The following is a 20,675-nucleotide window of genomic DNA, read 5'->3' as shown; positions in this document are numbered from 1 at the left end:
TGTTCATCCCGCAGGAGTCTTCGCCGTTCCCTTCCGCCCCTTTGCGATCATGGAGCGCTCGAAATTCTCTGCATAAACGCGTTCCAATGAACCAGGATCATCTATGATCCATAGTGGTTTTTACTACGTGTGTTTACGTGTAGGAACCCTGTTATATAAGCATTTGAGGCAGATGCAGCATGGTTCCTTTCTGCTATAGCAGGGTCCGTTCGCAGCATTATAGTTGGGGTGGTGGGGAAATGGCGAGACTCCCATGGGAGAAGGGACTAGGTGAGATCCCGCAGGGAGTGAAACGAGCGAGGAAGCTCACCGTTCCCCCATAGGAAAGCGGATTATTTCCCCACCAGCCCTTATCCATCTAACGTAACGGACCCAATTTATCTCGAAACTGAGTCTTCAAGTAATGGGAGCTTAACTTTAAAATCAACACGGAAGTTTAAGAGAGCCTTCTTTTTTGCAACAATAATGACGCTCATTGACTATTTCTCTTTCAAAGTCTGCAGATTAAATTACCGTAATAGGGAACCACGCGTGTATCTATATTTCTTTAATGTTACAAGGCAAGCCTGTTTTTCACATAATTTCTTGATGACTGGAAGGATATATAATTTGACGATTTAAATTTTGTCCAATAGCACTCATTCTTGCTGATTGAACATTGTATGGTTTATATTTCAGGTTTATATTTCAGGTTTATCTTTTGTCCCTCCAGGGTATATCTCTCGTGAAAATCCATAAATTTGCAATTTTTCTTTCCACGTTAAAATAAGAGGGAAGTCATTAGTTGCATTCCCACCATAAAAAGAAGGCCTCCAAAGAGACCTTCTTACATATCAGTTCCTCTCCAATTGAATTTAACCACTACATTGCTACTTATTTAATCCTTTTTCAATCTATCAAGTAGCTGTGAAAGCGCAGGGTCATTTAAATAGTTGCCTATTGAAATAATTTCCGTATTCGGATGAGCTCTTCTCGCTCTTTCCTGTAAATCTTCATGAACGACAATGATGTCCGAATCTTCAGGAGCATCTTCGATTCTGTAATGTTTAACTTCAATGCCTTCGATATTATTCTTTTGCAATTTCTTTCTAAAAGTGGTTGCTCCCATTGCGCTGCTTCCCGCACCGGCATCACATACGAAAGAAATTTTGTTGATTTCTTCATCCTTTTGGCTAGGGGTAGAAGTCTTTTTCCCTTCTTGCTTCATAGCTTTGGACTTTTCTACAGAAGCAGAGATATCCTCATCTTCAGAACTTTTGTCAAGTTTCAGAATGAGCGCTGTAATTAAGAATGTTACAACGGTAGCTACTAGTACACCAGCGATGATCCCAATGAAGCTTCCTTTTGGTGTTAATCCAAGATAGGCGAAAATAGAGCCAGGACTTGGGCCAGCGACGAGTCCCGCGTCAAACAGACTGAAAACAGCTATACCTGACGCACCTCCGGCGATCATCCCTATTATTGTAAGGGGTTTCATTAATACGTACGGGAAATATAGTTCATGAATTCCGCCGAAGAAGTGGATGATGATTGCACCTGGAGCTGTTCTTCTAGCTGTCTTTTTACCGAAGACAGTGAATGCCAGCAACAATCCAAGTCCTGGGCCAGGGTTAGAAGCTACAGTGAAGTAAATGGACTTTCCTGTTTCAGCGGCCGCTTGCATTCCCAAAGGATAATAGATTCCTTGGTCGATGACGTTGTTTAAGAATAGTACCTTTGCCGGTTCATTGATGAGAGAAAGAAGTGGCAATAAGCCAGTAGCTACCAACGCCTCAATAGCTGCTGTGACAAGGTTATTGGCCGATTCTATTGTAGGACCAATAAAGTAAAAAGATAGAATCATCAATAGGAATCCTAAAATGCCTAGCGAGAAATTATTAACAATCATTTCAAATCCAGCAGGTATTTTATTTTCCATAGCGTTGTCGAATTTTTTGATAATCAAACCGCCTAAAGGTCCGATAATCATAGCTCCCAGGAACATTGGAATATCTGATCCAACGATCAATCCAATAGCCCCGATTGCTCCCATTACAGCTCCTCGCTGTCCTCCAACCATTCGTCCACCTGTACTGGCTAAAAGTAAGGGCAGCAAGTATTTAATAGCTGGACCGACGATTTGGGCAAGCTCCTCATTGGGAATCCAGCCACTAGGTATAAACAAAGCGGTTAATAGTCCCCAGGCTATAAAAGCTCCGATATTCGGCAGAACCATGTTTGTTAAAAAGCCACCAAAGGCTTGGACTCTTGCGCGCGTAGAAGGAGCGTTTTTTTCCTCAACATTATCCGTTACACGTGCTGATTCACCCATATTGCTCATTCCTTTCTGATAATTCAGTAATTTTAAAAGCTACGACCAGAAGTAAAGGAAAAGGAAGATGTTACTCTCACATTTAATTAAGGAAAAATCTATTCCACCATTTTTAACACATCTAATACTTCCTGCTCGTTTTTTGCTTCTTCGAGTTTATTCTTAATATCGTCCTCCATAAGAATAGAAGACAAGTCAGATATTAAATCTAAGTGCCCAGTGCTATCCTCAGCAGCTAATACGAAAAAAGTATGGACTTCATTTTCTTTTGGAAACATTACTGGTTCTTCCAGCTTTAAATAGGATACGCTTGTTTTTACGACGCTTCCTTCATTTTTAGCATGGGGCATGGCAATGCCCGGAACAATGACAATGTAAGGACCATTCTTATTTACACTTTGAATCATATCGTCAATATAACCTGGAGTAATTGACCCCTTATCTACTAAAGGAGCTGCAGCTTCTTGTATTCCATCTTCCCAGGAATCAACGGAGGATAAGAAACGGATATTTCCTTCTAAATGCTCGGCTAACATAACAACATCACCTTTCGTTTATGATTTTAATGAGTCATTTTCTTTTAATTTCATATAGTTATCTTTGATCTTACTCTTTAAGGTCGTATCCTCAATTTCCGTGAAATGTGTAATAGCTTGTTCGATTCCATGTTCACGAATATAGGATTGAATAGTAACGGACTCTTCATCGTGAGGGTTATCAAATAAGAAGGCTGTCGCCACCGCCGTGGTAAGATTATCTACCGGCAAGCCTGTTTCGAAAAGGGCTCTGGTTGGTTTGACCAATCTCTCATTAAAGCCTAGCTTTCTGATTGGCGACCTGCCAACTCGCAAGATATCATCACTTATATTAGCATTTTTAAAGCGTTTTATCGTCTGACCAATAAACTCACTCATTTCCTCCGGATCAAAATTATACGTGTGAGTAAAATAACCAGCGGATTCCTTAAGAGTTTCTCGCAAGAACTTTTCAATTTCAGGGTTCATCAAGGCGTTCTGTATCGTGTCATAACCCTTTAGAAAGGCCGTATAGGCTGTCGCTGCATGGCCCAGATTGACGATATACAACTTTCGTTCAATATATGGTTTTAATTCATCTACATAAGTGGCGTTAGTAATAGATGGTAAATCTGCATTTAGCATTCCTGACTTTTCGATCATCCATTCGTAATAAGGCTCTACGAGGGTAACTTCACCTTCACTTCTCTCTTCAGACAGTGAAAGTCGGTCGATCGCTGAATTCGGAAACCCAACATGAGAACCGATTGCATCCATTTCACTGAGGGAAACATTTTTATGAATCTCTTCTTTCAATTTAGAAGAAGCATCAATCATGTTCTCATTGGCGATGATATCCACGTTTCCTTTATCCAATTGAATTCTTTTTAACAGCCCTTCGGATATTACAGGAGCAATCTTAGATAAATTACCTACTCCTACAGATGTGGTAATGAGGTCAGCTTCCACTATTGCATCAACCACTTGATCGTGTGAGCGGCTATGCAGGGCACGTACTGGGGAAATGATTTCTACTGTATGGTCTTCATCTAATATTTCCAACGGATAATGGTTGCTGCTATTCATACGGTGGACCGCTTCTGCGTTTACATCGACAAAGCATAGATCGAATCCACTTTTATTCAACAAATAACCGATTAAACCCTTACCGATATTTCCTGCACCGAAATGTAGCGCTTTCATAATTGCCCCTCCTTTTCAGCCCATTGGGCTCATTTGTGCAGCTTTTATTCTAAATTCGCGTGGTATTCCCACAGGGATTGCAACTCAATATTTTTATTATTAACGATCATCAACGCGATCGTGTCTCCCAATAACAATAGACTTTGCTCAAATAAGCTTTTCATCGGCTGCTCTGAATGGACCTCGCCAGGAGTATCTACTTTTGAACTTACAGGGATTCTAATAAATAGATCAGAATATTCGCTCATTGGGCTATTCGGATTTGCTCCGATATGAGCAACTCTTGCATTAAATTGTTTCGCTTTCTCTGCAATAATCAAAGGGAATTGCGTTCCCCCGCTCCCAGACCCAACGATTAGTAAATCCTTATCTGTAATTGCTGGTTCAGTGATTTGGCCCACCACGTATGTTTTAATACCGAGGTGCGCTAACCTTTTCGCTATGGCTTTTAAGGATAAGAGAACTCTTCCCACACCCACAAAAAATACTTTTTCAGCGTTGTTTATTTCAATTAGTAATTTATCAACATCTTCACTATTAATATTGGTTAAACTCGCTGTAATTTCATCTGTTATTTTTTTGGTAGCATAATTATAGTCGCTCATATTAATTAGCCTCCTCATATAATCCCTCAAGAATTAATTCTTCTATCCGCTTCTTATTGTCTGCTAAGCTATTGTCTGATTTGAATAAACTTGTACTGCCCGCTACTAATATATCTGCGCCAGCGTTTACCAGCCCTGATATGGTGTTTAAAGAAACACGCCCATCCACTTCTATCTTTGTATCCAGTCCTTTAGATTTGATCAATTTAGATAAGTCTTTCACTTTCTCTACAGCATAGGAGACTTGCTCTTCGTTTTTATCCGTTGCAAAGCCTGGATTGATCAACATCAGTAAAACTGTGTCACATTGCGGTAATACATATTCCAGAACAGATAATGAAGTTGCTGGGTTAAGAGCAATGCCGACTTTGGTGTCATGTTTTTTAATTAAATTGATATAACGATCGATATGTCTACTGGTTTCATGATGGAAGGTTATTTGATCGACACCTATTCTGAGCATCTCTTGAATGAAAAACTCATTGTCATTCGACATAATGTGGACATCAAATTTCATATCCGTTATTTTTCTTAATTGTTCAATGGTTGAGATACCGAGTGGCATGCTTGGGCTGAAACTTCCATCAATGACATCAATGTGTAAAGTATCCAGTCCCTCTCTCTCAATTTCTTTAACGCTTTTTTCTAAATTACAGAGATCTGCACACATGATTGACGGAGCTATCGTAACCTTCTTTTGCATGTTTGTGCCTCCTTGTTTTTGTTTTAATGCCTTTTTATTCATGTTAATGCATGTTTTCAAAAATGTAAAGGCTTTTTTATGCCTTTTTATGCATCTTTTTGCTTGTTAGTATTTTTTAATTTATAATATGTGATAGAATTCCAGAAATTATAAGAGGAGTAATACGGTTATGTTTAAACAAGAACGCCAACAAAGAATTGTTGATATTCTAAATGATGAACACAAAGTTATAGCAAGCGACTTAAGCAAACGACTATCCGTTTCAGAAGATACGATTAGAAGAGACTTAAAAGAGTTAGATCACCAGGGGGTTATTAAAAGAGTACATAGTGGGGCATTGAGAAAAGGACCTCCAGTCGAAGACTTCTCCACGAGGCAGGAAATGTATAATGAAACGAAATTGAATTTGGCAACTAAGGCCTTAGCTCTTATTAAAGACGATATGGTTATATTAATAGATGGAGGAACGACTAACTTACAATTAGTACAGCAGCTGCCTTTATCTCTAAAGGGCACGGTGATCACTAACAGCCCCCCTATTGCTATGGCACTTAATAATCATAAAGATGTTGAAGTCATCATGATTGGAGGAACCTTATTTAAGCAGTCCATGGTTAATTTGGGGATTGATACCTTTGAATCATTAACTACGATGAGAGCAGATTTATATATAATGGGGATTTATAAAATTGATCCTCAAATAGGAATAAGTGTTCCGAGCTTGTCGGAAGCCTTAGTGAAAAGAAAAATGGCATCTATTTCTACTGAAGTTCTGGGAATGGTTACGAATGATAAGTTAGATACGATATCCAATCATATCGTTTGTCCAACAGACAATTTGACTTACTTAATTACAGAACAAGTGAAACCAGATATTAAGAAATTGTACGAGAACCAAAGGGTCACTATTATTGATTAAAAAAATACCGAGGTTTCCCCAAAGTGTGGGAAAAACCTCGGTATTTCGTTGTGAAACATTGTTGGTTTTAGGTTACCTTTGAGATTCAAACTTCCCTCTACAGCACCCAAGTCATCATTTGTTTGCTGTGCTTACTAAAATCTCTCCCCTTCCAGTACAACTATAACCTTTCCCAGTTGCCTTACATGAATGGATCAGTTACTTTTCCAGTTTAATGTTTTCCTCTCACTAACTTCTGATTCAATGCGTAAACTTGGCAGCGATACTTATTAAAACTTGAAATTATTTTCATAATATACTAATATTAACTTCCTACTGTTGCCTCTCTAACCTTAGAGAGGAGGAAAGAATTTGAAACCATATGAAGTCGGATCCTTAATAAAAAGTTACTGCACGAATTGCTATCATCATGAACAAATCATTATTAAGGTATCGCCCAAAGAGTTTTCTGAAAAAGTAGTAAATACCTTATGGACTCAATGTACCAGGTGCGGAGAAAACCACACTCGTTTAACACAAACCACTGAGTGATAGTTTTACTCCTATCAAAATAGAATACTTGTTACACATAAGATAACGTGTCAGGGCCTAGCTTTGACACGTTTTTAACTCTTCCTCCCTTCCCAAATAACCTATTAGCCAGGAGGAAGTCGAATTGAAAAAATAATAATTAGATACAGGGGCTAATAAATGATCGTAACCCGGATAAGTTCTATCTATATATTAATTGGAGGTGGATAATGTCAGACAAAACACGATTGGAAAATCAAATTGAAGAGACAAGAGAACAGATGTACACAGCTTTTATGAATGAAGCCGCCTTTCGAGATATTTTGATTATTTCTCAACAACTAGATGGCTTGCTAAACAAGTTGGAATAGCTGCGCAAAGAAAAACCCTCACTCTGGGAAAGTGAGGGAAGTCAAGATTGGTCCCCACTCTTAGAGCGGGGTACAGGCCATGACGGTTTATTAAGTATTGGAAAACCAAACCTGTTTTTCCATTGTAGACTAATTAAATACAAACTTCTACATAAAATCAGAACTTTTTTCACCAACATTTATGTTACTGCTCATTTTATATGAAAAAGAGCCTAACCTTTGAGTGCAAGGTTAGGCTCTTTCTATTCCTACATACCTTTTAACATTTCTTCAATCACATGACTGGAGTTCTTAGCGGCTTCTTCCACAAAGTTTTCCTGAATTCCAGCAGCTTCTTCTCCCGCATCATCAGAAGCTGAGCGAATGACAACGTACGGAATTTCATTTAAGTAAGCAACCTGTCCAACAGCCGCTCCTTCCATCTCCACGACATACGCATCAAACGTTTCATAAATCCATTCCGTTTTTTCTTTGCTTGCAATAAATTGGTCTCCTGTCGCAATCGGTCCCTTGAATACATCTACGTAATCGGGAAGATCCTTTGTCCCTTTCTTAGCTAGCTGTATCAGTTCCTGATCTGCTTCAAAATACCTTGTGTCCATGTATGGAATTTGTCCTGGCTTAAAGTCTTTAGCGGTTTCGTCCATGTCATGATGCACGGTTTTCGTAGAAATGACGATGTCTCCAAGACCTAGATCGGGATGGATCCCTCCGGCTACGCCTGAGTTAATCAATACATCCGCATCAAACTCGCTGATAAGCATTTGAGCTGCGGAAGCGGCATTCACTTTCCCTATTCCGGATTTCACAAGGACAATCGGCTGCCCTTCTAATTTTCCTTCGTAAAAGGTTAATTGGCCTTTTTCCGTTGTTTCTTCCACTTCCATGTCAGAATGAAGAATGTCAATTTCTACTTGCATGGGACCTATGATTCCTATTACTTTTTCTTCTTCTTTATCAGCTGCTGCTGCATCCTCGGGCTGTTCTCCACACCCCGCCATTAAGAAAACGAAAAGCAGTCCTCCAATTAAAAAGCTTATCCTTTGTGTTAAACTCATTCTTTTACTCCTCCCACTCATAAAACACGAACATTATGTATTTCACATTTATTAATGTACGTGTTTTATTCTACACAACTCACTACCCTTTGCCAACCTTTCTTTTAAGTTTTTTATAAGACGAATATTTATGAATAAAAGCCGTAACGCTTCCCAAACAGGTTCAACTAACCACCGCTGGAGCAGTTGACCTATGATCCAAGAAGATAGTTCCTCGGAATCTAAGCTCTTATCATGGAGGAACACCCTTCAAATACTTTTCAACTCTAACGAAACAAGGTATGGTTAAATCATGAAAAAATAGAAAGGAGTTGGAAGAACAACTATGGCTTACGTATTCTTGCTTGTTGGCTTCGGGTTATTAATTAAAGGAGCCGATTTATTCGTTGATGGATCTTCCAACATTGCCAGACTGCTCCGTGTTCCGCCTATTTTAATAGGGTTAACGATTGTAGCTTTTGGCACAAGCTCTCCTGAGGCGACCGTCAGTATCCTTGCCGCTTTACAGGGAAATGCTGAAGTTTCGCTGGGGAACGTGGTAGGAAGTAATATCTTTAACATCACGTTAGTGGTGGGGATTGCAGCCTTCCTCTATCCCTTAATGGTAGAAAGTGAAACGACCAAAAAAGAAATCCCATTTACATTGCTGGCTAGCGGAGCGTTACTCGTTCTGATCAGTGATATCGAGTTACAGGGATTAAGTGACAACCTGCTTACACGCAGTGACGGCATCATCTTTTTATTGTTTTTATCTATTTTCATGTACTATGTGATTGAAGTCGGCCTGAAAAGTAGAAAAGATTCAAAAGAGGAACCCATTCCTTCAACTATTAAGTGGGGGAAAAACATTGGTTTAACGCTAGCCGGATTGGCAGCCATTATTTTTGGCGGGGACTTGGTGGTAGACAGCGGCACAGCCATTGCCTTAGATCTTGGAATGAGTAAAACATTAGTTGGGTTAACGATCATTGCGATCGGGACATCACTTCCTGAACTGGTGACCTCCATCTCCGCTGCCTTGAAGAAAGAAAGTGGAATTGCCCTGGGGAATGTCGTAGGGAGCAACATTTTCAATATTTTATTTGTTCTTGGGGCTTCAGCTGTCGTTACGCCTTTACCGGTGAACGGCAAGATATTTACCGACGTGATAATTATGATTGCCCTGAGCTTGTTACTGCTCTTATTCTCGAGGACTCATTATAAGATTGGCAAAAGAGAAGGTTTTATCCTTATGACGATGTATATCGTTTATCTTGTTTTTATTATTTTGAGAAACTGAGAATGATATTCTTTACGGAACAGAAAACTAGAAATTAAAAGCTATCGCAAGCTCCATTTCCTACAAAATGGAGCTTTCTACCTTTTATACTGAACATTCCACTCGAATGCAGCCGCTTCTCTCATCTATTCACCCTTCCTCCTCTTTATTCTGCTCTAAATCAAGCCATTTTTTTACTTTGTTTCTAAAGAAGAATGATAGACTCAAGAGGATTACAAGCAACAGGACGGCCGCCCCAATAATGAACGGGTCTCCTGCCACCAGGCTTGCCCCAAGCGTGCCGTAAGCAAATACACCAGGCAGAATTCCAATCCATGTGGCAGATAGATAGGTAGAGAAACGTACCTTCGTCATACCCGACAGGTAACTCAGCATACTAAAACCCATGAGGGGGAACAGCCGTAATAGGAGAACAAACCAAAATCCCTGTTTGTTTATTCTTTCTTCCGCTCTAGCAGACCAGGAATATTGATGTAATTGAAATACCGCCTTCCCGAAAAAACGTCCGATCAAGTAACCCGTAGTTGCTGCCCCGCCCGCTCCAAGCCATATATATAAAGTCCCCGGCCAAACACCATAAGCTAAACCAGCACTCATCGACAATACCGGAGCAGGAAACATCATAAAAGGAGCAGCCATATAAGCCGCTATAAAAATAAAAGGTGACAGCGAGCCAAAAGCAGTAATCATTTGCTGAATATCATTTGGAGTAATATGCCACCTGAAATGAATGAAATAAACCATCGTCAAGATGAAGATCACAAATAACAAAATTCTTGCTTTATAGTTTCCCCGGCTCATTTGCCTCCACCTTCTTCCCCTTTCTGACTTCTATTTACATTATATATCTTTCTTCCTCACTGTTTGTTAGAAAGAATATATAAATTCGAAACAAAGCGCACGAAAAAAACCCTCTAACAATAGAGGGTTTTCACATGCACTTATTATAAGTGCTCACCATGCTGAAGTTTCCTTATATGTTCTCTTAAATCTTCTTTTCTTACCCGCCAGTGACGCCCGATCTTAAAGCCCGGGATTCGTCCTTCCTGTACCAATTTGTATGTGGTCACTTCACTAATTTGAAGATAATCAGCAACTTGAGAAACCGTCATGATTTCTTGTTCATTGTCCATGGACAGACCTTCCTTTAACGTTTGTATATTCTATATACAAGTTTATACCTTCTGCCCTTGTAACTCAAATTTTTCTAACTTACTTGATAATTAATACCGGGCAATCAACTCTCTTCGCCACTTTATGACTCACACTTCCCAGTACCATCTCCTGGAACCCATTCAGACCCCTGCTTCCGATTACAACCACATCATACTGGTTTTCATTTACATAGTGGACAATGGCAGGTCCAGGATCACCTTTTAATATTTTCACATCATAATTCATTCCTGCTTTTTTAAAAACCCCTTCAGTAGAAAAAAGTCGCCCTTTTCTAACCATGGATAGGTTTGCAGCATTTTCACTCAAGACATCGCTTTTAGAAGTTGAGCCGCTAATGGCATATAAAATGGTAATCTGCGAATCTTCTGATAGCCGGGCTAATTGCAGAGCATGTTCAGCGGCTCTTACCGCATGACTTGATCCATCTGAAGCTAGAAGTATATGAGAAAACATCTGAACCGCTCCTCTTCTGCTATCTAATATTAAATCTATGTTAATGATAGCGCTTAACTAAAGGAAACCTATTGCAAAACATTTTTCTTTATTATAATCTATTATAGTCAGTTATAAAAGAACGGCACTAAAAATTATTCAAAACTATACAACATTAACTCATTTTAAATAAGTCTGGCCGCTGTGAGACTCAGTGGTCTAAATAAAAAATAGAAAGAGGGTATGTATGTCAACTTTATCAATCAAAGAAAATTGGCTCGGAAACATAAAGGGTGATGTATTATCAGGGATCGTTGTAGCCTTAGCCTTAATTCCTGAAGCCATCGCTTTCTCGATTATTGCAGGTGTAGATCCAATGGTCGGGTTGTACGCATCCTTTTGTATTTCCGTCGTAATCGCTTTTATGGGAGGACGCCCGGGGATGATCTCAGGGGCCACAGGTGCTATGGCTTTAGTCATGATTACCTTAGTTGCGCAGCACGGAATTGAATACTTGCTCGCCACAACCATCCTGACCGGTATCTTACAGGTACTGTTCGGAGTCTTTAAGTTAGCTAGATTCATGCGATTTATTCCCCGCTCCGTTATGGTAGGATTCGTGAATGCTCTAGGGATTTTAATTTTCACTTCCCAATTGCAGCACTTCGAGAATGAACCCTGGGTGATTTATGCATTAGTTGGGGTAACTTTAGCTATTATTTATCTATTTCCATTGGTTACCAAAACCATTCCATCCACATTAGTCGCCATTGTGGTCGTATCCGCTATTGCGATATGGATGAATATCGGTGTCAGAACGGTCGGGGATATGGGAGAATTAACACAAACGCTTCCTATGTTCGCTTTACCTGATATGCCCCTGAATTTTGAAACGCTTATGATTATTTTGCCTTATGCCTTAGCACTAACGATTGTCGGATTACTCGAATCCCTTCTTACGGCTTCCATCGTCGATGATATGACCGATACCGAAAGTGATAAAAACAAAGAAAGCCGTGGTCAAGGGGTCGCAAACATTGTCACTGGATTCTTTGGCGGAATGGCCGGCTGCGCGATGATTGGGCAGTCCGTCATTAATGTGAAGTCCGGCGGAAATGGACGGTTATCTTCCCTCGTTGCAGGTGTCGTGCTCATGTTTATGATTATTGTTCTAGGCGGGGTCGTCGTTCAGATCCCAATGGCCGCACTCGCTGGTGTCATGATCATGGTTTCCATTGGTACGTTTGACTGGAGCTCAGTCCGTAATATCCACCGAGTACCGCGTTCTGATGCGGCCGTCATGATTGTGACGGTATTAACCGTAGTCTTCACGCACAACTTAGCCTACGGCGTACTTGCCGGCGTTGTTCTCAGCATGATTTTCTTTGCCGTTAAGATTTCCAAAGTTAATGTATTAACCTTATATGCAAACGAAGGAAAAAAACGAATCTATTATGTGCAGGGTCAGTTATTCTTTGCGTCGGTTACAGACTTTCTTAGTTCAATTGATTTCAAAGATCATGTCGAAGAAGTGGTCATCGATTTAAACGACTCCCATTTATGGGATGACTCAGCCATTGGAGCTCTAGACAGTATTGAATCGAAGTTTGAACAAAACGGCATTGAAGTTAAGTTCATTGGCTTGAACGGGGAGAGTTCCCGACTCCTGGCTCGACTTGGAGGAGTTTCCAAAGGTGCCGGTCACTAAATTATGGATAGGAGCATGATGTATGTTTAAAAATATTTTACTTGCGACGGATGGCTCTGACCATTCCCGTCGCGCAATAGATCAGACATTAAAAATGGTTTCCCCCCACAAAGATGAGGTGCACATCGATTTAATTTATGTGGTCGATGGTGAAACATCTAAACAGGACGTATTAAACTACGGGGATTCTCATACAGCTACTAAAAAACGGAAAGAAAAGTTCCTGGACATCATTCAGTATGTGGAGTCCGAGGGTGTTTCCTCTGAATTTATAATGTTACACGGAGATCCCTCTGAAGAGATGATCGAATATGCCAACCAGGAAGATTATGATTGCGTGGTCATTGGCAGCCGCGGGCGTAATAAGTGGCAGACCTTGATCTTAGGAAGTGTCAGTCACAAACTAGTGAAATATGTGCAGGCACCGGTTATCGTCGTGAAATAAAAAAAGCGTGCAGGTCGTTAACGAGCTGCACGCTTTTGCAAACGACGAAAAACACGTCGAATGACTTAACAGGGATTGAGCAGAAAACCAATTTTATGGAACTCCTGCGATCCTACTATAACAACCTTAACTATGAATCACAAATAATTAAGCAAAACTCAGGGTATTCACTTATCATTAAATATAATGAAACCCAACCTATTATAATTAAAACAAAAAGCGGTGAGATTTAATGAATTTAACTAAAACGTTAGTTGGTATTTTCTTTTGCGCTCTTTTTACGATCGTTGGCATCTATCGACTGAATGATGAAACACTAAATATCTTCCCCTTTATCGTATCGATTGCTTTTACAATTGGCTGCCCCATTGGTATAGTGATTATGACTTTCAAGGTTATTAAAGCTAAACAAGAAGGTAATCTTTTTTAAGAATACTTTCCATTGTCGTTAATGAATCAATGACAGCCAGTGGAATGAGGTGAAGAAAATGGATAAGCTTACCTTACTCTCCCAAATCAGTTTATTTGAAGAACTCTCCCAGGAGGAGCTCATGAGTATCGACCAAATGAGTGAGATGAGTCCCGTGAAAAAAGGGACGACCATTGTCTCTCCTGAGAAAAAGATGGATGCCTTATTTTTACTTAAAAAAGGACAGGTCCGCCTCTATCGTATGAACGAAGAAGGCAAACAATTTACGCTCGATATTCTAGTGGATGGAAATATATTCGGTGAAACGTCCACCGTCAGTTTGACCGACGACCAGACCTATGCGGAAGCTATGACAGATACGTATATATGTACGCTCCCCCACAGTGACTATGAGGAATTTATTAAAAGTAACCCGCATGTCGCTCTAAAACTGATCGATATCCTCTCCTCACGACTAAAGGACTTTTACAGTTTGAGCGAGAAAATTGCCTTAAGCGATGTGAAGCATCGAATATTGTACCTGTTATTGATGCTCAGTCAAAAGACCGGCCGCCGCAAACAAAACTGGCAGACCATAGAAATGAAACTGACCCATCAGGATCTGGCTAATATGATCGGGACAACAAGAGAAACAACGAGCGCTATGATGAGCGAGTTAAAAAAAGACGGATTCATTCGAAAAGTACGTTTCCTGGCGATAGATGCGGATAAGACCCAAGAGTTCTTAAACATTTCCTAACCCTGATTCCCCGATCACGCTGGATCGCTTTCCAACACCCATACAAAAAAAGGGCCCCTGCCCGGGCCCTTTTTTCTCTATTCTAATTCCACTCACGAATTCCACTTAAATCACTATATACACTGTCAGGCTGTATATCCAGCTCTTCCGCTACAAGCTCCTTGCGGTTAATCCAAGCCGTATTAAATCCAAAGCTTTTTGCACCTGTAATATCCCACGGATTGGAAGACATGAACAGGACTTCTTCTCTTTTAACATCCAGTCTTTCTAAGGCATGATTATAGGCAGCCGGCGTCGGTTTATACTGCTTAATTTCATCCGCGCTGATCACTTCACCAATATACTCATTGATCGAGGACTGCTCAACCAGAGGATCAATCATATTGACCGAACCATTCGAGAACACTACCAGCTTTTTCTCAGAAAGCTCCTTAAGTACACTTTCCACCTCTTCAAAAAGCTCCAATTTTAAATAAGCGTTCATCAGGCGCTCTTCATTCTCCTCAGATAGCTCGACTCCATTCTCTTTGCAGGCGTAATTCAAAGCATCTCTCGTAATCTCGTCAAAAGGTTTATAGCGCTCCATCAATTGTCTTAGAAAGAAATACTCCAGCTGTTTTTTTCTCCATGACTGGCTGATTTCATCTCCTTTATTCGGAAAAATTTCATTACATTCTTTCCCCACGGAATGAACATCAAATAATGTACCATAAGCATCAAACACTAATGCTTTAATCATGCAAAACCCTCCTAATCTAATTTCCATTTAGAGTTTTCCCTTCAGGAGAATATAAAAACTTAAACAAGTAAAAATGTAATTCAGCTTACAATTTTTAAGTGTCTGTAGGTTAAATTACATATAATTCCCTATCATTCATGTAGAATAAAGGTGAATCTTTAAAAAGGAGTGTTTAACCATGACGACTTTCAAATTGAATCAAGCAGCTCCAGACTTCACCCTGCCAACAGTATCAGAAGAAGTCTATAACTTTTCCGAGATCTTAAAAGAAAAGAATGATCAATGGCATCTCATCATTTACTTCCGGGGTTCCTGGTGCCCTGCCTGCATGAGTGAACTGCAGGAGCTTGAAGAAAGCAAGGGGTATTTTGAAAAGCAGAACATCCATTTAACTACGATTACTCATGATAGTAAAGAAGACTTAGAGAAAATGGTAGAAGAACACGAATTCACATTCCCTGTCTTAATTGATGAGGACTTAGCTTTCTTGAAAGCTTATGGTGTTCATTATCATGATGAACAGGCGCCTTACGAAGACCATGGTACACACGGGGATCCTGCCTATTTCTTAACGGATGAAGCCGGGAAAGTCCTTTATCAGCAAAGACAAACCAGCCCATTTGGCCGTCCGCATCCTAACGAGTTACGTAAAATTATTCAGTACATCAAGAAGAACTTAAAATAAAATTTTGCAGAAAAAACTTCTTGTCCCTTCTTGGCGGCAAGAAGTTTTTTATTCGGGAAAAAGAAGTGATTTCATATGGCTAAAATCTTCCGTCCCTTCCATATTCCTTTTTCATTCACCAATACAGAGGTATACATTCAAGCTCCTTATTTCAGTTAGTAGACTTTTTAAGAAAAATAGGGGCTGGGACAGCAAATTTTCCCCTCCCAAGTTTCAACCTCGACTTATCTTCTTCAATTATATAAGTTTCAAGAAAAAAGTACTGTAAGACGCCTTACATCAATAAAAAACCCCTCTTGAGTTTTTTCACTCAAGAGGGGCGTTCCATCCTTAATCGATGTGCAGCCATGAATGGGAAATAATTGAATTTATTCTGGAGTCAGGCTTGAAAACTAATTCTTTTATTCAGAAGTCTCTTCTTCCACGGGCAAAAAGTCGAAAATCGTTCCGGACTCGATAGAATCGGCCAGCCGTTCGAGCCACTTACAATATTTCCGGTAGTCTTCAAGCTGTTCATAATCAACCTTCGCTCTTTCAATCGTCTCTTCGTCTGCTTTCTCATCGTCTATCACCTGCTGAAGCATCCCTTCTGCATAATCAATCGCAGAGAGGTTGAGCTTAGCTTCACGCTCCCACTTGTTTCCAAAAAAGTGAGAGAAGTATTTAAAAAAGTTCTTCTCCGCTATGAAGGAATCCTTGCGCGAGCCCTTCTGCCACACTTTCTGGACAATGCTGATCTCCTGCAGGTTGCGGACAGCAATACTCATGCTCGGTTTGCTCATTCCGAGATCATCCTTCATGTCATCGAGCGTCATCGGCTTATGCTTGAAGTACATCCTTGCGAATAATCGCCCGGTTGACGGAGTGATTCCATACAAGTCCATCGTTTCGGCAATAGAATTGACGACGGCTCCTTCCGCCTTTTCAATCAGTTCTTCTGACTTGTTATTCAAAGAATCGCCTACTCTCCTTTTTGTTTTTTCGTTTTAAACATTTAATTTATTCAATATGAATTTACAACTTTATGCTCTCACTATAACATAAATCGAAATCAGGAGCCTGCACAATGCCCCTGATTCCGTATCGTTTCTTAATTCAATTGTAAATTAACCTTTTACAGTACCTGCATCAGATGGATGAACTCCGTGCTGATAATATTCAAGGTGTTCCGGTTCAAGCGGGTTTCTACCCTGAATAATATCCGCAGCTTTCTCTGCAAGCATCAGTACCGGCGCGTGAATGTTTCCGTTTGTCACGTAGGGCATAGCCGATGCATCAACCACGCGCAGGTTATCAAGACCATGAACTTTCATCGTCTTCGGATCAACGACTGCCATCGGATCGGAGGCCGGTCCCATTTTTGCTGTACAGCTTGGGTGAAGGGCTGTTTCCGCATCTTCTGCAACCCAGTCGAGGATCTCCTGTTCTGTCTGAACGGATGATCCTGGAGATATTTCTCCACCATTATAAGGCTTCATCGCCGGCTGGGACATGATTTCACGGGTCACTCGTACAGCTTCGACCCATTCGCGTTTGTCCTGTTCGGTAGAAAGGTAGTTGTACACCATACTTGGATGTGCTTTTGGGTCATTTGATTGAATTTTTAACGAGCCGCGAGCATCGGAGTACATCGGTCCGATGTGAACCTGGAACCCGTGCTCAACTGGTGCTTTCTGTCCGTCATAACGCACCGCTACCGGCAGGAAGTGGTACATCAGATTCGGATAATCGGCATCATCGTTTGAACGGGCGAAGCCACCACCTTCAAAGTGGTTGGTCGCAGCTGGACCTTTGCGTCCTAGTAACCACTGCAATCCAATCCAAGGCATCTTCGTTTTTTTCAGATTAGGTTGTTCCGATACTGGCAGTGGACAGGCGTGCTGAATGTACACTTCAAGGTGATCTTGAAGGTTTTCTCCTACACCAGGAAGGTTTACTTTAGGTTGCACGCCTACAGAACGAAGGTGTTCAGGATCACCGACTCCGGAAAGCTGGAGCAGCTGCGGTGTGTTGATTGCACCTCCGGAAAGGATGACTTCTCCTGCTTTTACATAATGCTCTTTTCCATTTCGTTTATACGTCAAACCACGAGCTTTCTCACCATCGATATCAATGTGCTGTACGAATGCACGCGTCTTTACCGTAAGATTCCTGCGCTTCATTGCCGGGTGCAAGTACGCACGTGATGCGGACATCCGGCGTCCTTTGTACACGTGCTTATCGAACGGTCCAAAACCTTCCTGACGAAATCCGTTAACGTCAGGCGTACGGGAATGACCGGCTTCGACAGCTGCGTTGAAAAAGGCTTTGAACAGCGGGTTAGTCGCCGGACCCTTTTCCAATTTAATCGGACCGTCATGGCCTCGATATTTATCATCTTTATCCGTGCCAAGCGCGTTCTCCAGACGTTTGAAGTATGGCAGGCAATGAGCAAAATCCCACGATTCCATGCCTTCGTCAGCACCCCAGCGCTCATAGTCTTTAGGGTTTCCGCGCTGATAGATCATGCCGTTGATGGAACTTGAACCACCAAGGACTTTTCCGCGAGCATGCTTGATACGACGGCCTTTCATGTAAGGCTCAGGGTCGGTCTCATATTTCCAGTCATATAGCGATTTACCTGCAGGGAACGGCAGCGCTGCCGGCATCTGAATTAGCAAGTCCCACGCATAGTCACTGCGCCCCGCTTCAAGTACAAGTACACTTTTCTTTCCGTCTTCACTCAACCGATTGCCGAGAATAGATCCTGCACTTCCGGCACCAATGACAACAATATCATATGATTCATTCATAGTAAGAACCTCCTCAGAGTTTGAAAAAAATTATCGTCTGCGATTACTTGAACCAGTGGATCGGTTCAGGCTTAACGTTACGGAAAATATGTTTCGTTTCTGTATATTCTTCAAGACCAGGTTTACCGAGTTCACGGCCGATTCCAGACTGTTTGTATCCGCCCCACGGTGCCTGTGCAAAGTACGGATGGAAATCATTGATCCAAACCGTGCCCATGCGCATTTGACCAGCTGCACGTTCCGCTTTATCAATGTCTGTGGTGAACACCGCACCTGCAAGTCCATAAATTGAATCATTCGCCAGGTTCACTGCTTCTTCTTCTGTCTGGAAACGTTCGACTGTAAGAACCGGGCCGAACACTTCCTCCTGCACAATTCTCATATCAGACGTGCACTCTGTGAAAATCGTCGGCAGGTAGAAAAAGCCGTCCTGAAGCTCTGGATCTTCCGGACGTGCTCCTCCGACAAGTAGATTCGCACCTTCCTGTTGCCCGATCTCTACATAACTTTCGACTTTGCCGCGATGCTCTGCAGAGATGAGCGGCCCAGATTGTGTATCTTCTTTGAAACCGTCTCCTAACTTGATTCGTTTCACACGCTTCTTAAGTTCCTCCACAAAACGGTCGTGAATGGAATCTTCAAGGATCAATCTTGCTCCTGCAGAACAAACCTGTCCAGCATGGAAAAAGGCTGCGTTCAGTGCCTGGTCGACAGCTGTTTCGAAATCAGCATCAGCGAATACGACGTTCGGGTTCTTTCCTCCAAGCTCAAGCGCAATTTTCTTCACGTTCCCGCTCGCTTTCTGCATAATTTTCTTTCCTGTATCAATACCTCCCGTGAAAGAAATCAGATCGACATCTTCACTTTCTGCCAGTTCGTTACCTACAGTTGCCCCAGCACCGAGGACGAGGTTGACAGTTCCTTTAGGGAACCCTGTTTCTTCCATCAATTCTGTAACTTTCACAGTCGTAAGAGGAGTAATCTCACTAGGCTTTATAACGATCGTGTTTCCTGCTGCTAATGCCGGCGCGATTTTCCATGCTGCTTGAAGTAGCGGATAGTTCCAAGGTGTAATTTGACCACACACACCGACCGGTTCGCGCACGACTTTACTTTGACTGTCCGGGATCGGTGATTCAATCACTTCGCCGCCATCTTTATCCGCAAGCCCTGCGAAGTAACGGAACACTCCTGCGATATCCTCCATGTCTGTGCGACTCTCTTCCACTGTCTTTCCAGTATCGAGAGTTTCGAGTTCGGCAAGTTCTTCTTTATCCCGTTCAATTAGCTCAGCAATGCGGAGAACTTTCTGTCCGCGCTCCGCTCCTGGCGTGTTTTTCCACTCACCGTTGTCAAAAGCTTCTCTTGCTGCAGCGATTGCGAGCTTCGCGTCTTCTGCCTTCCCTTCAGCCACCGTCGCAACGACTTTTTGATTGTAAGGATTGATAATGTCCCGCGTATTTCCTGACTGGGCGTCTACCCACGCCCCGTTAATGTACATTTGTTTCATAATTGTACCTCCTTTTTCGTTTTGTTTATTTTATTTAATTTTTTTTAAACGCTTTTAATGATTATGATTCTATCACAGGGAATTTATGTTGTAAACGACTACTCTTTATTCTGGTTAAGCTCCCGATACTTGAAGACTCAGTTTCGAGATATCTAGTTAGAGAGTTAGGTCCTGCGGGGAACGACTCGCTTTCCGTGGTAGAGTAGAGAACTGATTTCAAAAGGGATTTCTCCCCTTTTACTTTCAGCTCCCCCTCATCAAACCGTACGTGAGGTTCTCCCTCATACGGCTTTCCGATGTTCTTCTTTCTTTGGCATTACGGTTACCCTACTTGGCTAAGCACACCAGTTGATACTGGGTTTGTTTCTTTACTTCCTCCAAATGACCATGAAGATTTCGGCGCTGTCTTTTCTTGTTGTTAAACAGAGCTAGACGTTTCAAAACATACCAGTCAATTCGATTCAGCCACTTCTTCGAGGCTGACGACAGACGATAATAGTTCTTAAACCCTTGTAACCTACGGTTCAAGCCTTCGACTAAATCGT

The 20,675-nt window shown here is 41.5% G+C and carries 23 protein-coding genes; 9 read left to right on the top strand and 14 right to left on the bottom strand.

All coding sequences use genetic code 11. The features are described from left to right. Nucleotides 1-877: 877 nt before the first annotated feature. From BMZ06_RS18360 to BMZ06_RS18340, 5 genes are all read right to left on the bottom strand, one after another. Nucleotides 878-2,311, bottom strand: a complete 1,434-nt coding sequence (locus BMZ06_RS18360; RefSeq protein WP_089754348.1) for a PTS mannitol transporter subunit IIBC — start codon at nt 2,309-2,311, stop codon at nt 878-880. 98 nt (nt 2,312-2,409) lie between these two features. Continuing rightward, nucleotides 2,410-2,847 (bottom strand): PTS sugar transporter subunit IIA, encoded by a 438-nt coding sequence (locus BMZ06_RS18355; RefSeq protein ID WP_089754346.1) that lies wholly within the window; start codon nt 2,845-2,847, stop codon nt 2,410-2,412. A gap of 18 nt (nt 2,848-2,865) precedes the next feature. Further along, entirely contained in the window at nt 2,866-4,029 is a 1,164-nt protein-coding gene (locus tag BMZ06_RS18350) for a mannitol-1-phosphate 5-dehydrogenase (protein WP_089754345.1), read from the bottom strand. 44 nt (nt 4,030-4,073) lie between these two features. Next, entirely contained in the window at nt 4,074-4,634 is a 561-nt protein-coding gene (hxlB, locus tag BMZ06_RS18345) for a 6-phospho-3-hexuloisomerase (RefSeq protein WP_089754343.1), read from the bottom strand. Between the two features lies 1 nt (nt 4,635). After that, nucleotides 4,636-5,337 (bottom strand): ribulose-phosphate 3-epimerase, encoded by a 702-nt coding sequence (locus BMZ06_RS18340; RefSeq protein WP_089754342.1) that lies wholly within the window; start codon nt 5,335-5,337, stop codon nt 4,636-4,638. A gap of 169 nt (nt 5,338-5,506) precedes the next feature. On the opposite strand from BMZ06_RS18340, the gene BMZ06_RS18335 reads away from it, so the two are divergent. The 3 genes from BMZ06_RS18335 to BMZ06_RS18330 all read left to right on the top strand — a co-directional run bounded on the left by BMZ06_RS18335 (nt 5,507) and on the right by BMZ06_RS18330 (nt 7,137). Then, nucleotides 5,507-6,256, top strand: coding sequence for a DeoR/GlpR family DNA-binding transcription regulator (locus BMZ06_RS18335; RefSeq protein ID WP_089754341.1), 750 nt, complete (start codon nt 5,507-5,509; stop codon nt 6,254-6,256). Nucleotides 6,257-6,607: 351 nt separating this feature from the next. Next, on the top strand, nt 6,608-6,787 hold the full coding sequence (locus BMZ06_RS20510) for a hypothetical protein (protein ID WP_139205858.1): 180 nt from the start codon (nt 6,608-6,610) through the stop codon (nt 6,785-6,787). 209 nt (nt 6,788-6,996) lie between these two features. Further along, complete coding sequence (locus tag BMZ06_RS18330) at nt 6,997-7,137, top strand: aspartyl-phosphate phosphatase Spo0E family protein (RefSeq protein ID WP_089754338.1); 141 nt, start codon at nt 6,997-6,999, stop codon at nt 7,135-7,137. A gap of 248 nt (nt 7,138-7,385) precedes the next feature. Here BMZ06_RS18330 and BMZ06_RS18325 read toward each other — a convergent pair whose 3' ends face one another. Beyond that, complete coding sequence (locus BMZ06_RS18325) at nt 7,386-8,195, bottom strand: 5'-methylthioadenosine/adenosylhomocysteine nucleosidase (protein ID WP_089754336.1); 810 nt, start codon at nt 8,193-8,195, stop codon at nt 7,386-7,388. A 325-nt stretch (nt 8,196-8,520) separates the two neighbouring features. Between BMZ06_RS18325 and BMZ06_RS18320 the strand changes: the two genes are divergently transcribed. Then, complete coding sequence (locus BMZ06_RS18320; protein WP_089754334.1) at nt 8,521-9,474, top strand: calcium/sodium antiporter; 954 nt, start codon at nt 8,521-8,523, stop codon at nt 9,472-9,474. 129 nt (nt 9,475-9,603) lie between these two features. Here BMZ06_RS18320 and BMZ06_RS18315 read toward each other — a convergent pair whose 3' ends face one another. From BMZ06_RS18315 to BMZ06_RS18305, 3 genes are all read right to left on the bottom strand, one after another. Then, nucleotides 9,604-10,275 (bottom strand): TVP38/TMEM64 family protein, encoded by a 672-nt coding sequence (locus BMZ06_RS18315; protein WP_089754332.1) that lies wholly within the window; start codon nt 10,273-10,275, stop codon nt 9,604-9,606. Nucleotides 10,276-10,418: 143 nt separating this feature from the next. Further along, on the bottom strand, nt 10,419-10,607 hold the full coding sequence (locus BMZ06_RS18310) for a helix-turn-helix domain-containing protein (protein WP_089754329.1): 189 nt from the start codon (nt 10,605-10,607) through the stop codon (nt 10,419-10,421). A gap of 79 nt (nt 10,608-10,686) precedes the next feature. Further along, nucleotides 10,687-11,103 carry a universal stress protein gene (locus BMZ06_RS18305; protein WP_089754328.1) on the bottom strand — a complete coding sequence of 139 codons (417 nt, stop codon included), beginning with the start codon at nt 11,101-11,103 and terminating at the stop codon, nt 10,687-10,689. Nucleotides 11,104-11,329: 226 nt separating this feature from the next. On the opposite strand from BMZ06_RS18305, the gene BMZ06_RS18300 reads away from it, so the two are divergent. From BMZ06_RS18300 to BMZ06_RS18285, 4 genes are all read left to right on the top strand, one after another. Beyond that, nucleotides 11,330-12,790 (top strand): SulP family inorganic anion transporter, encoded by a 1,461-nt coding sequence (locus BMZ06_RS18300; protein ID WP_089754326.1) that lies wholly within the window; start codon nt 11,330-11,332, stop codon nt 12,788-12,790. 22 nt (nt 12,791-12,812) lie between these two features. Beyond that, nucleotides 12,813-13,235, top strand: a complete 423-nt coding sequence (locus BMZ06_RS18295) for a universal stress protein (RefSeq protein WP_089754325.1) — start codon at nt 12,813-12,815, stop codon at nt 13,233-13,235. A 232-nt stretch (nt 13,236-13,467) separates the two neighbouring features. Next, nucleotides 13,468-13,665: a hypothetical protein gene (locus BMZ06_RS18290; RefSeq protein ID WP_089754323.1), complete on the top strand. Its 198-nt coding sequence runs from the start codon at nt 13,468-13,470 to the stop codon at nt 13,663-13,665. A gap of 58 nt (nt 13,666-13,723) precedes the next feature. Then, entirely contained in the window at nt 13,724-14,404 is a 681-nt protein-coding gene (locus BMZ06_RS18285; RefSeq protein WP_089754321.1) for a Crp/Fnr family transcriptional regulator, read from the top strand. Between the two features lie 82 nt (nt 14,405-14,486). On the opposite strand, the gene BMZ06_RS18280 is transcribed toward BMZ06_RS18285, so the two are convergent. Beyond that, entirely contained in the window at nt 14,487-15,143 is a 657-nt protein-coding gene (locus BMZ06_RS18280) for a haloacid dehalogenase type II (RefSeq protein ID WP_089754319.1), read from the bottom strand. Between the two features lie 178 nt (nt 15,144-15,321). Here BMZ06_RS18280 and BMZ06_RS18275 point away from each other — a divergent pair, with 178 nt between their 5' ends. Further along, nucleotides 15,322-15,828, top strand: coding sequence for a peroxiredoxin family protein (locus tag BMZ06_RS18275; protein ID WP_089754317.1), 507 nt, complete (start codon nt 15,322-15,324; stop codon nt 15,826-15,828). 401 nt (nt 15,829-16,229) lie between these two features. Here BMZ06_RS18275 and cudC read toward each other — a convergent pair whose 3' ends face one another. The 4 genes from cudC to BMZ06_RS18255 form a co-directional block, all read right to left on the bottom strand. After that, nucleotides 16,230-16,781, bottom strand: coding sequence for a choline uptake/conversion transcriptional regulator CudC (cudC, locus tag BMZ06_RS18270; RefSeq protein ID WP_089754314.1), 552 nt, complete (start codon nt 16,779-16,781; stop codon nt 16,230-16,232). Nucleotides 16,782-16,934: 153 nt separating this feature from the next. Further along, complete coding sequence (gene betA, locus BMZ06_RS18265) at nt 16,935-18,620, bottom strand: choline dehydrogenase (protein WP_089754313.1); 1,686 nt, start codon at nt 18,618-18,620, stop codon at nt 16,935-16,937. A 43-nt stretch (nt 18,621-18,663) separates the two neighbouring features. Beyond that, the gene (gene betB, locus BMZ06_RS18260) at nt 18,664-20,130 is read right to left on the bottom strand and encodes a betaine-aldehyde dehydrogenase (RefSeq protein ID WP_425431795.1); all 1,467 of its coding nucleotides are present in this window, start codon (nt 20,128-20,130) and stop codon (nt 18,664-18,666) included. A 327-nt stretch (nt 20,131-20,457) separates the two neighbouring features. Beyond that, nucleotides 20,458-20,675: group II intron maturase-specific domain-containing protein (locus tag BMZ06_RS18255; RefSeq protein ID WP_089755016.1), on the bottom strand; the 218-nt coding region annotated here is incomplete at its 5' end.

This window comes from Halobacillus alkaliphilus (assembly GCF_900113125.1).
Taxonomy (GTDB): Bacteria; Bacillota; Bacilli; order Bacillales; family Halobacillaceae; genus Halobacillus; species Halobacillus alkaliphilus.
The sequence above is the reverse complement of the archived record's forward strand: the minus strand, read 5'-3'. Positions and strand labels throughout refer to the sequence as shown.

Coding starts and splice junctions, on each gene's coding strand:
- hxlB (WP_089754343.1), bottom strand. CDS start 4,634: ATGAGCGACTATAATTATGCTACCAAAAAAATAACAGATGAAATTACA.
- BMZ06_RS18355 (WP_089754346.1), bottom strand. CDS start 2,847: ATGTTAGCCGAGCATTTAGAAGGAAATATCCGTTTCTTATCCTCCGTT.
- BMZ06_RS18295 (WP_089754325.1), top strand. CDS start 12,813: ATGTTTAAAAATATTTTACTTGCGACGGATGGCTCTGACCATTCCCGT.
- BMZ06_RS18360 (WP_089754348.1), bottom strand. CDS start 2,311: ATGGGTGAATCAGCACGTGTAACGGATAATGTTGAGGAAAAAAACGCT.
- BMZ06_RS18310 (WP_089754329.1), bottom strand. CDS start 10,607: ATGGACAATGAACAAGAAATCATGACGGTTTCTCAAGTTGCTGATTAT.
- betB (WP_425431795.1), bottom strand. CDS start 20,130: ATGAAACAAATGTACATTAACGGGGCGTGGGTAGACGCCCAGTCAGGA.
- BMZ06_RS18290 (WP_089754323.1), top strand. CDS start 13,468: ATGAATTTAACTAAAACGTTAGTTGGTATTTTCTTTTGCGCTCTTTTT.
- BMZ06_RS18330 (WP_089754338.1), top strand. CDS start 6,997: ATGTCAGACAAAACACGATTGGAAAATCAAATTGAAGAGACAAGAGAA.
- BMZ06_RS18325 (WP_089754336.1), bottom strand. CDS start 8,195: ATGAGTTTAACACAAAGGATAAGCTTTTTAATTGGAGGACTGCTTTTC.
- BMZ06_RS18305 (WP_089754328.1), bottom strand. CDS start 11,103: ATGTTTTCTCATATACTTCTAGCTTCAGATGGATCAAGTCATGCGGTA.
- BMZ06_RS18320 (WP_089754334.1), top strand. CDS start 8,521: ATGGCTTACGTATTCTTGCTTGTTGGCTTCGGGTTATTAATTAAAGGA.
- BMZ06_RS18315 (WP_089754332.1), bottom strand. CDS start 10,275: ATGAGCCGGGGAAACTATAAAGCAAGAATTTTGTTATTTGTGATCTTC.
- BMZ06_RS18285 (WP_089754321.1), top strand. CDS start 13,724: ATGGATAAGCTTACCTTACTCTCCCAAATCAGTTTATTTGAAGAACTC.
- BMZ06_RS18340 (WP_089754342.1), bottom strand. CDS start 5,337: ATGCAAAAGAAGGTTACGATAGCTCCGTCAATCATGTGTGCAGATCTC.
- BMZ06_RS18300 (WP_089754326.1), top strand. CDS start 11,330: ATGTCAACTTTATCAATCAAAGAAAATTGGCTCGGAAACATAAAGGGT.
- BMZ06_RS18280 (WP_089754319.1), bottom strand. CDS start 15,143: ATGATTAAAGCATTAGTGTTTGATGCTTATGGTACATTATTTGATGTT.
- BMZ06_RS18335 (WP_089754341.1), top strand. CDS start 5,507: ATGTTTAAACAAGAACGCCAACAAAGAATTGTTGATATTCTAAATGAT.
- betA (WP_089754313.1), bottom strand. CDS start 18,620: ATGAATGAATCATATGATATTGTTGTCATTGGTGCCGGAAGTGCAGGA.
- BMZ06_RS18350 (WP_089754345.1), bottom strand. CDS start 4,029: ATGAAAGCGCTACATTTCGGTGCAGGAAATATCGGTAAGGGTTTAATC.
- BMZ06_RS18275 (WP_089754317.1), top strand. CDS start 15,322: ATGACGACTTTCAAATTGAATCAAGCAGCTCCAGACTTCACCCTGCCA.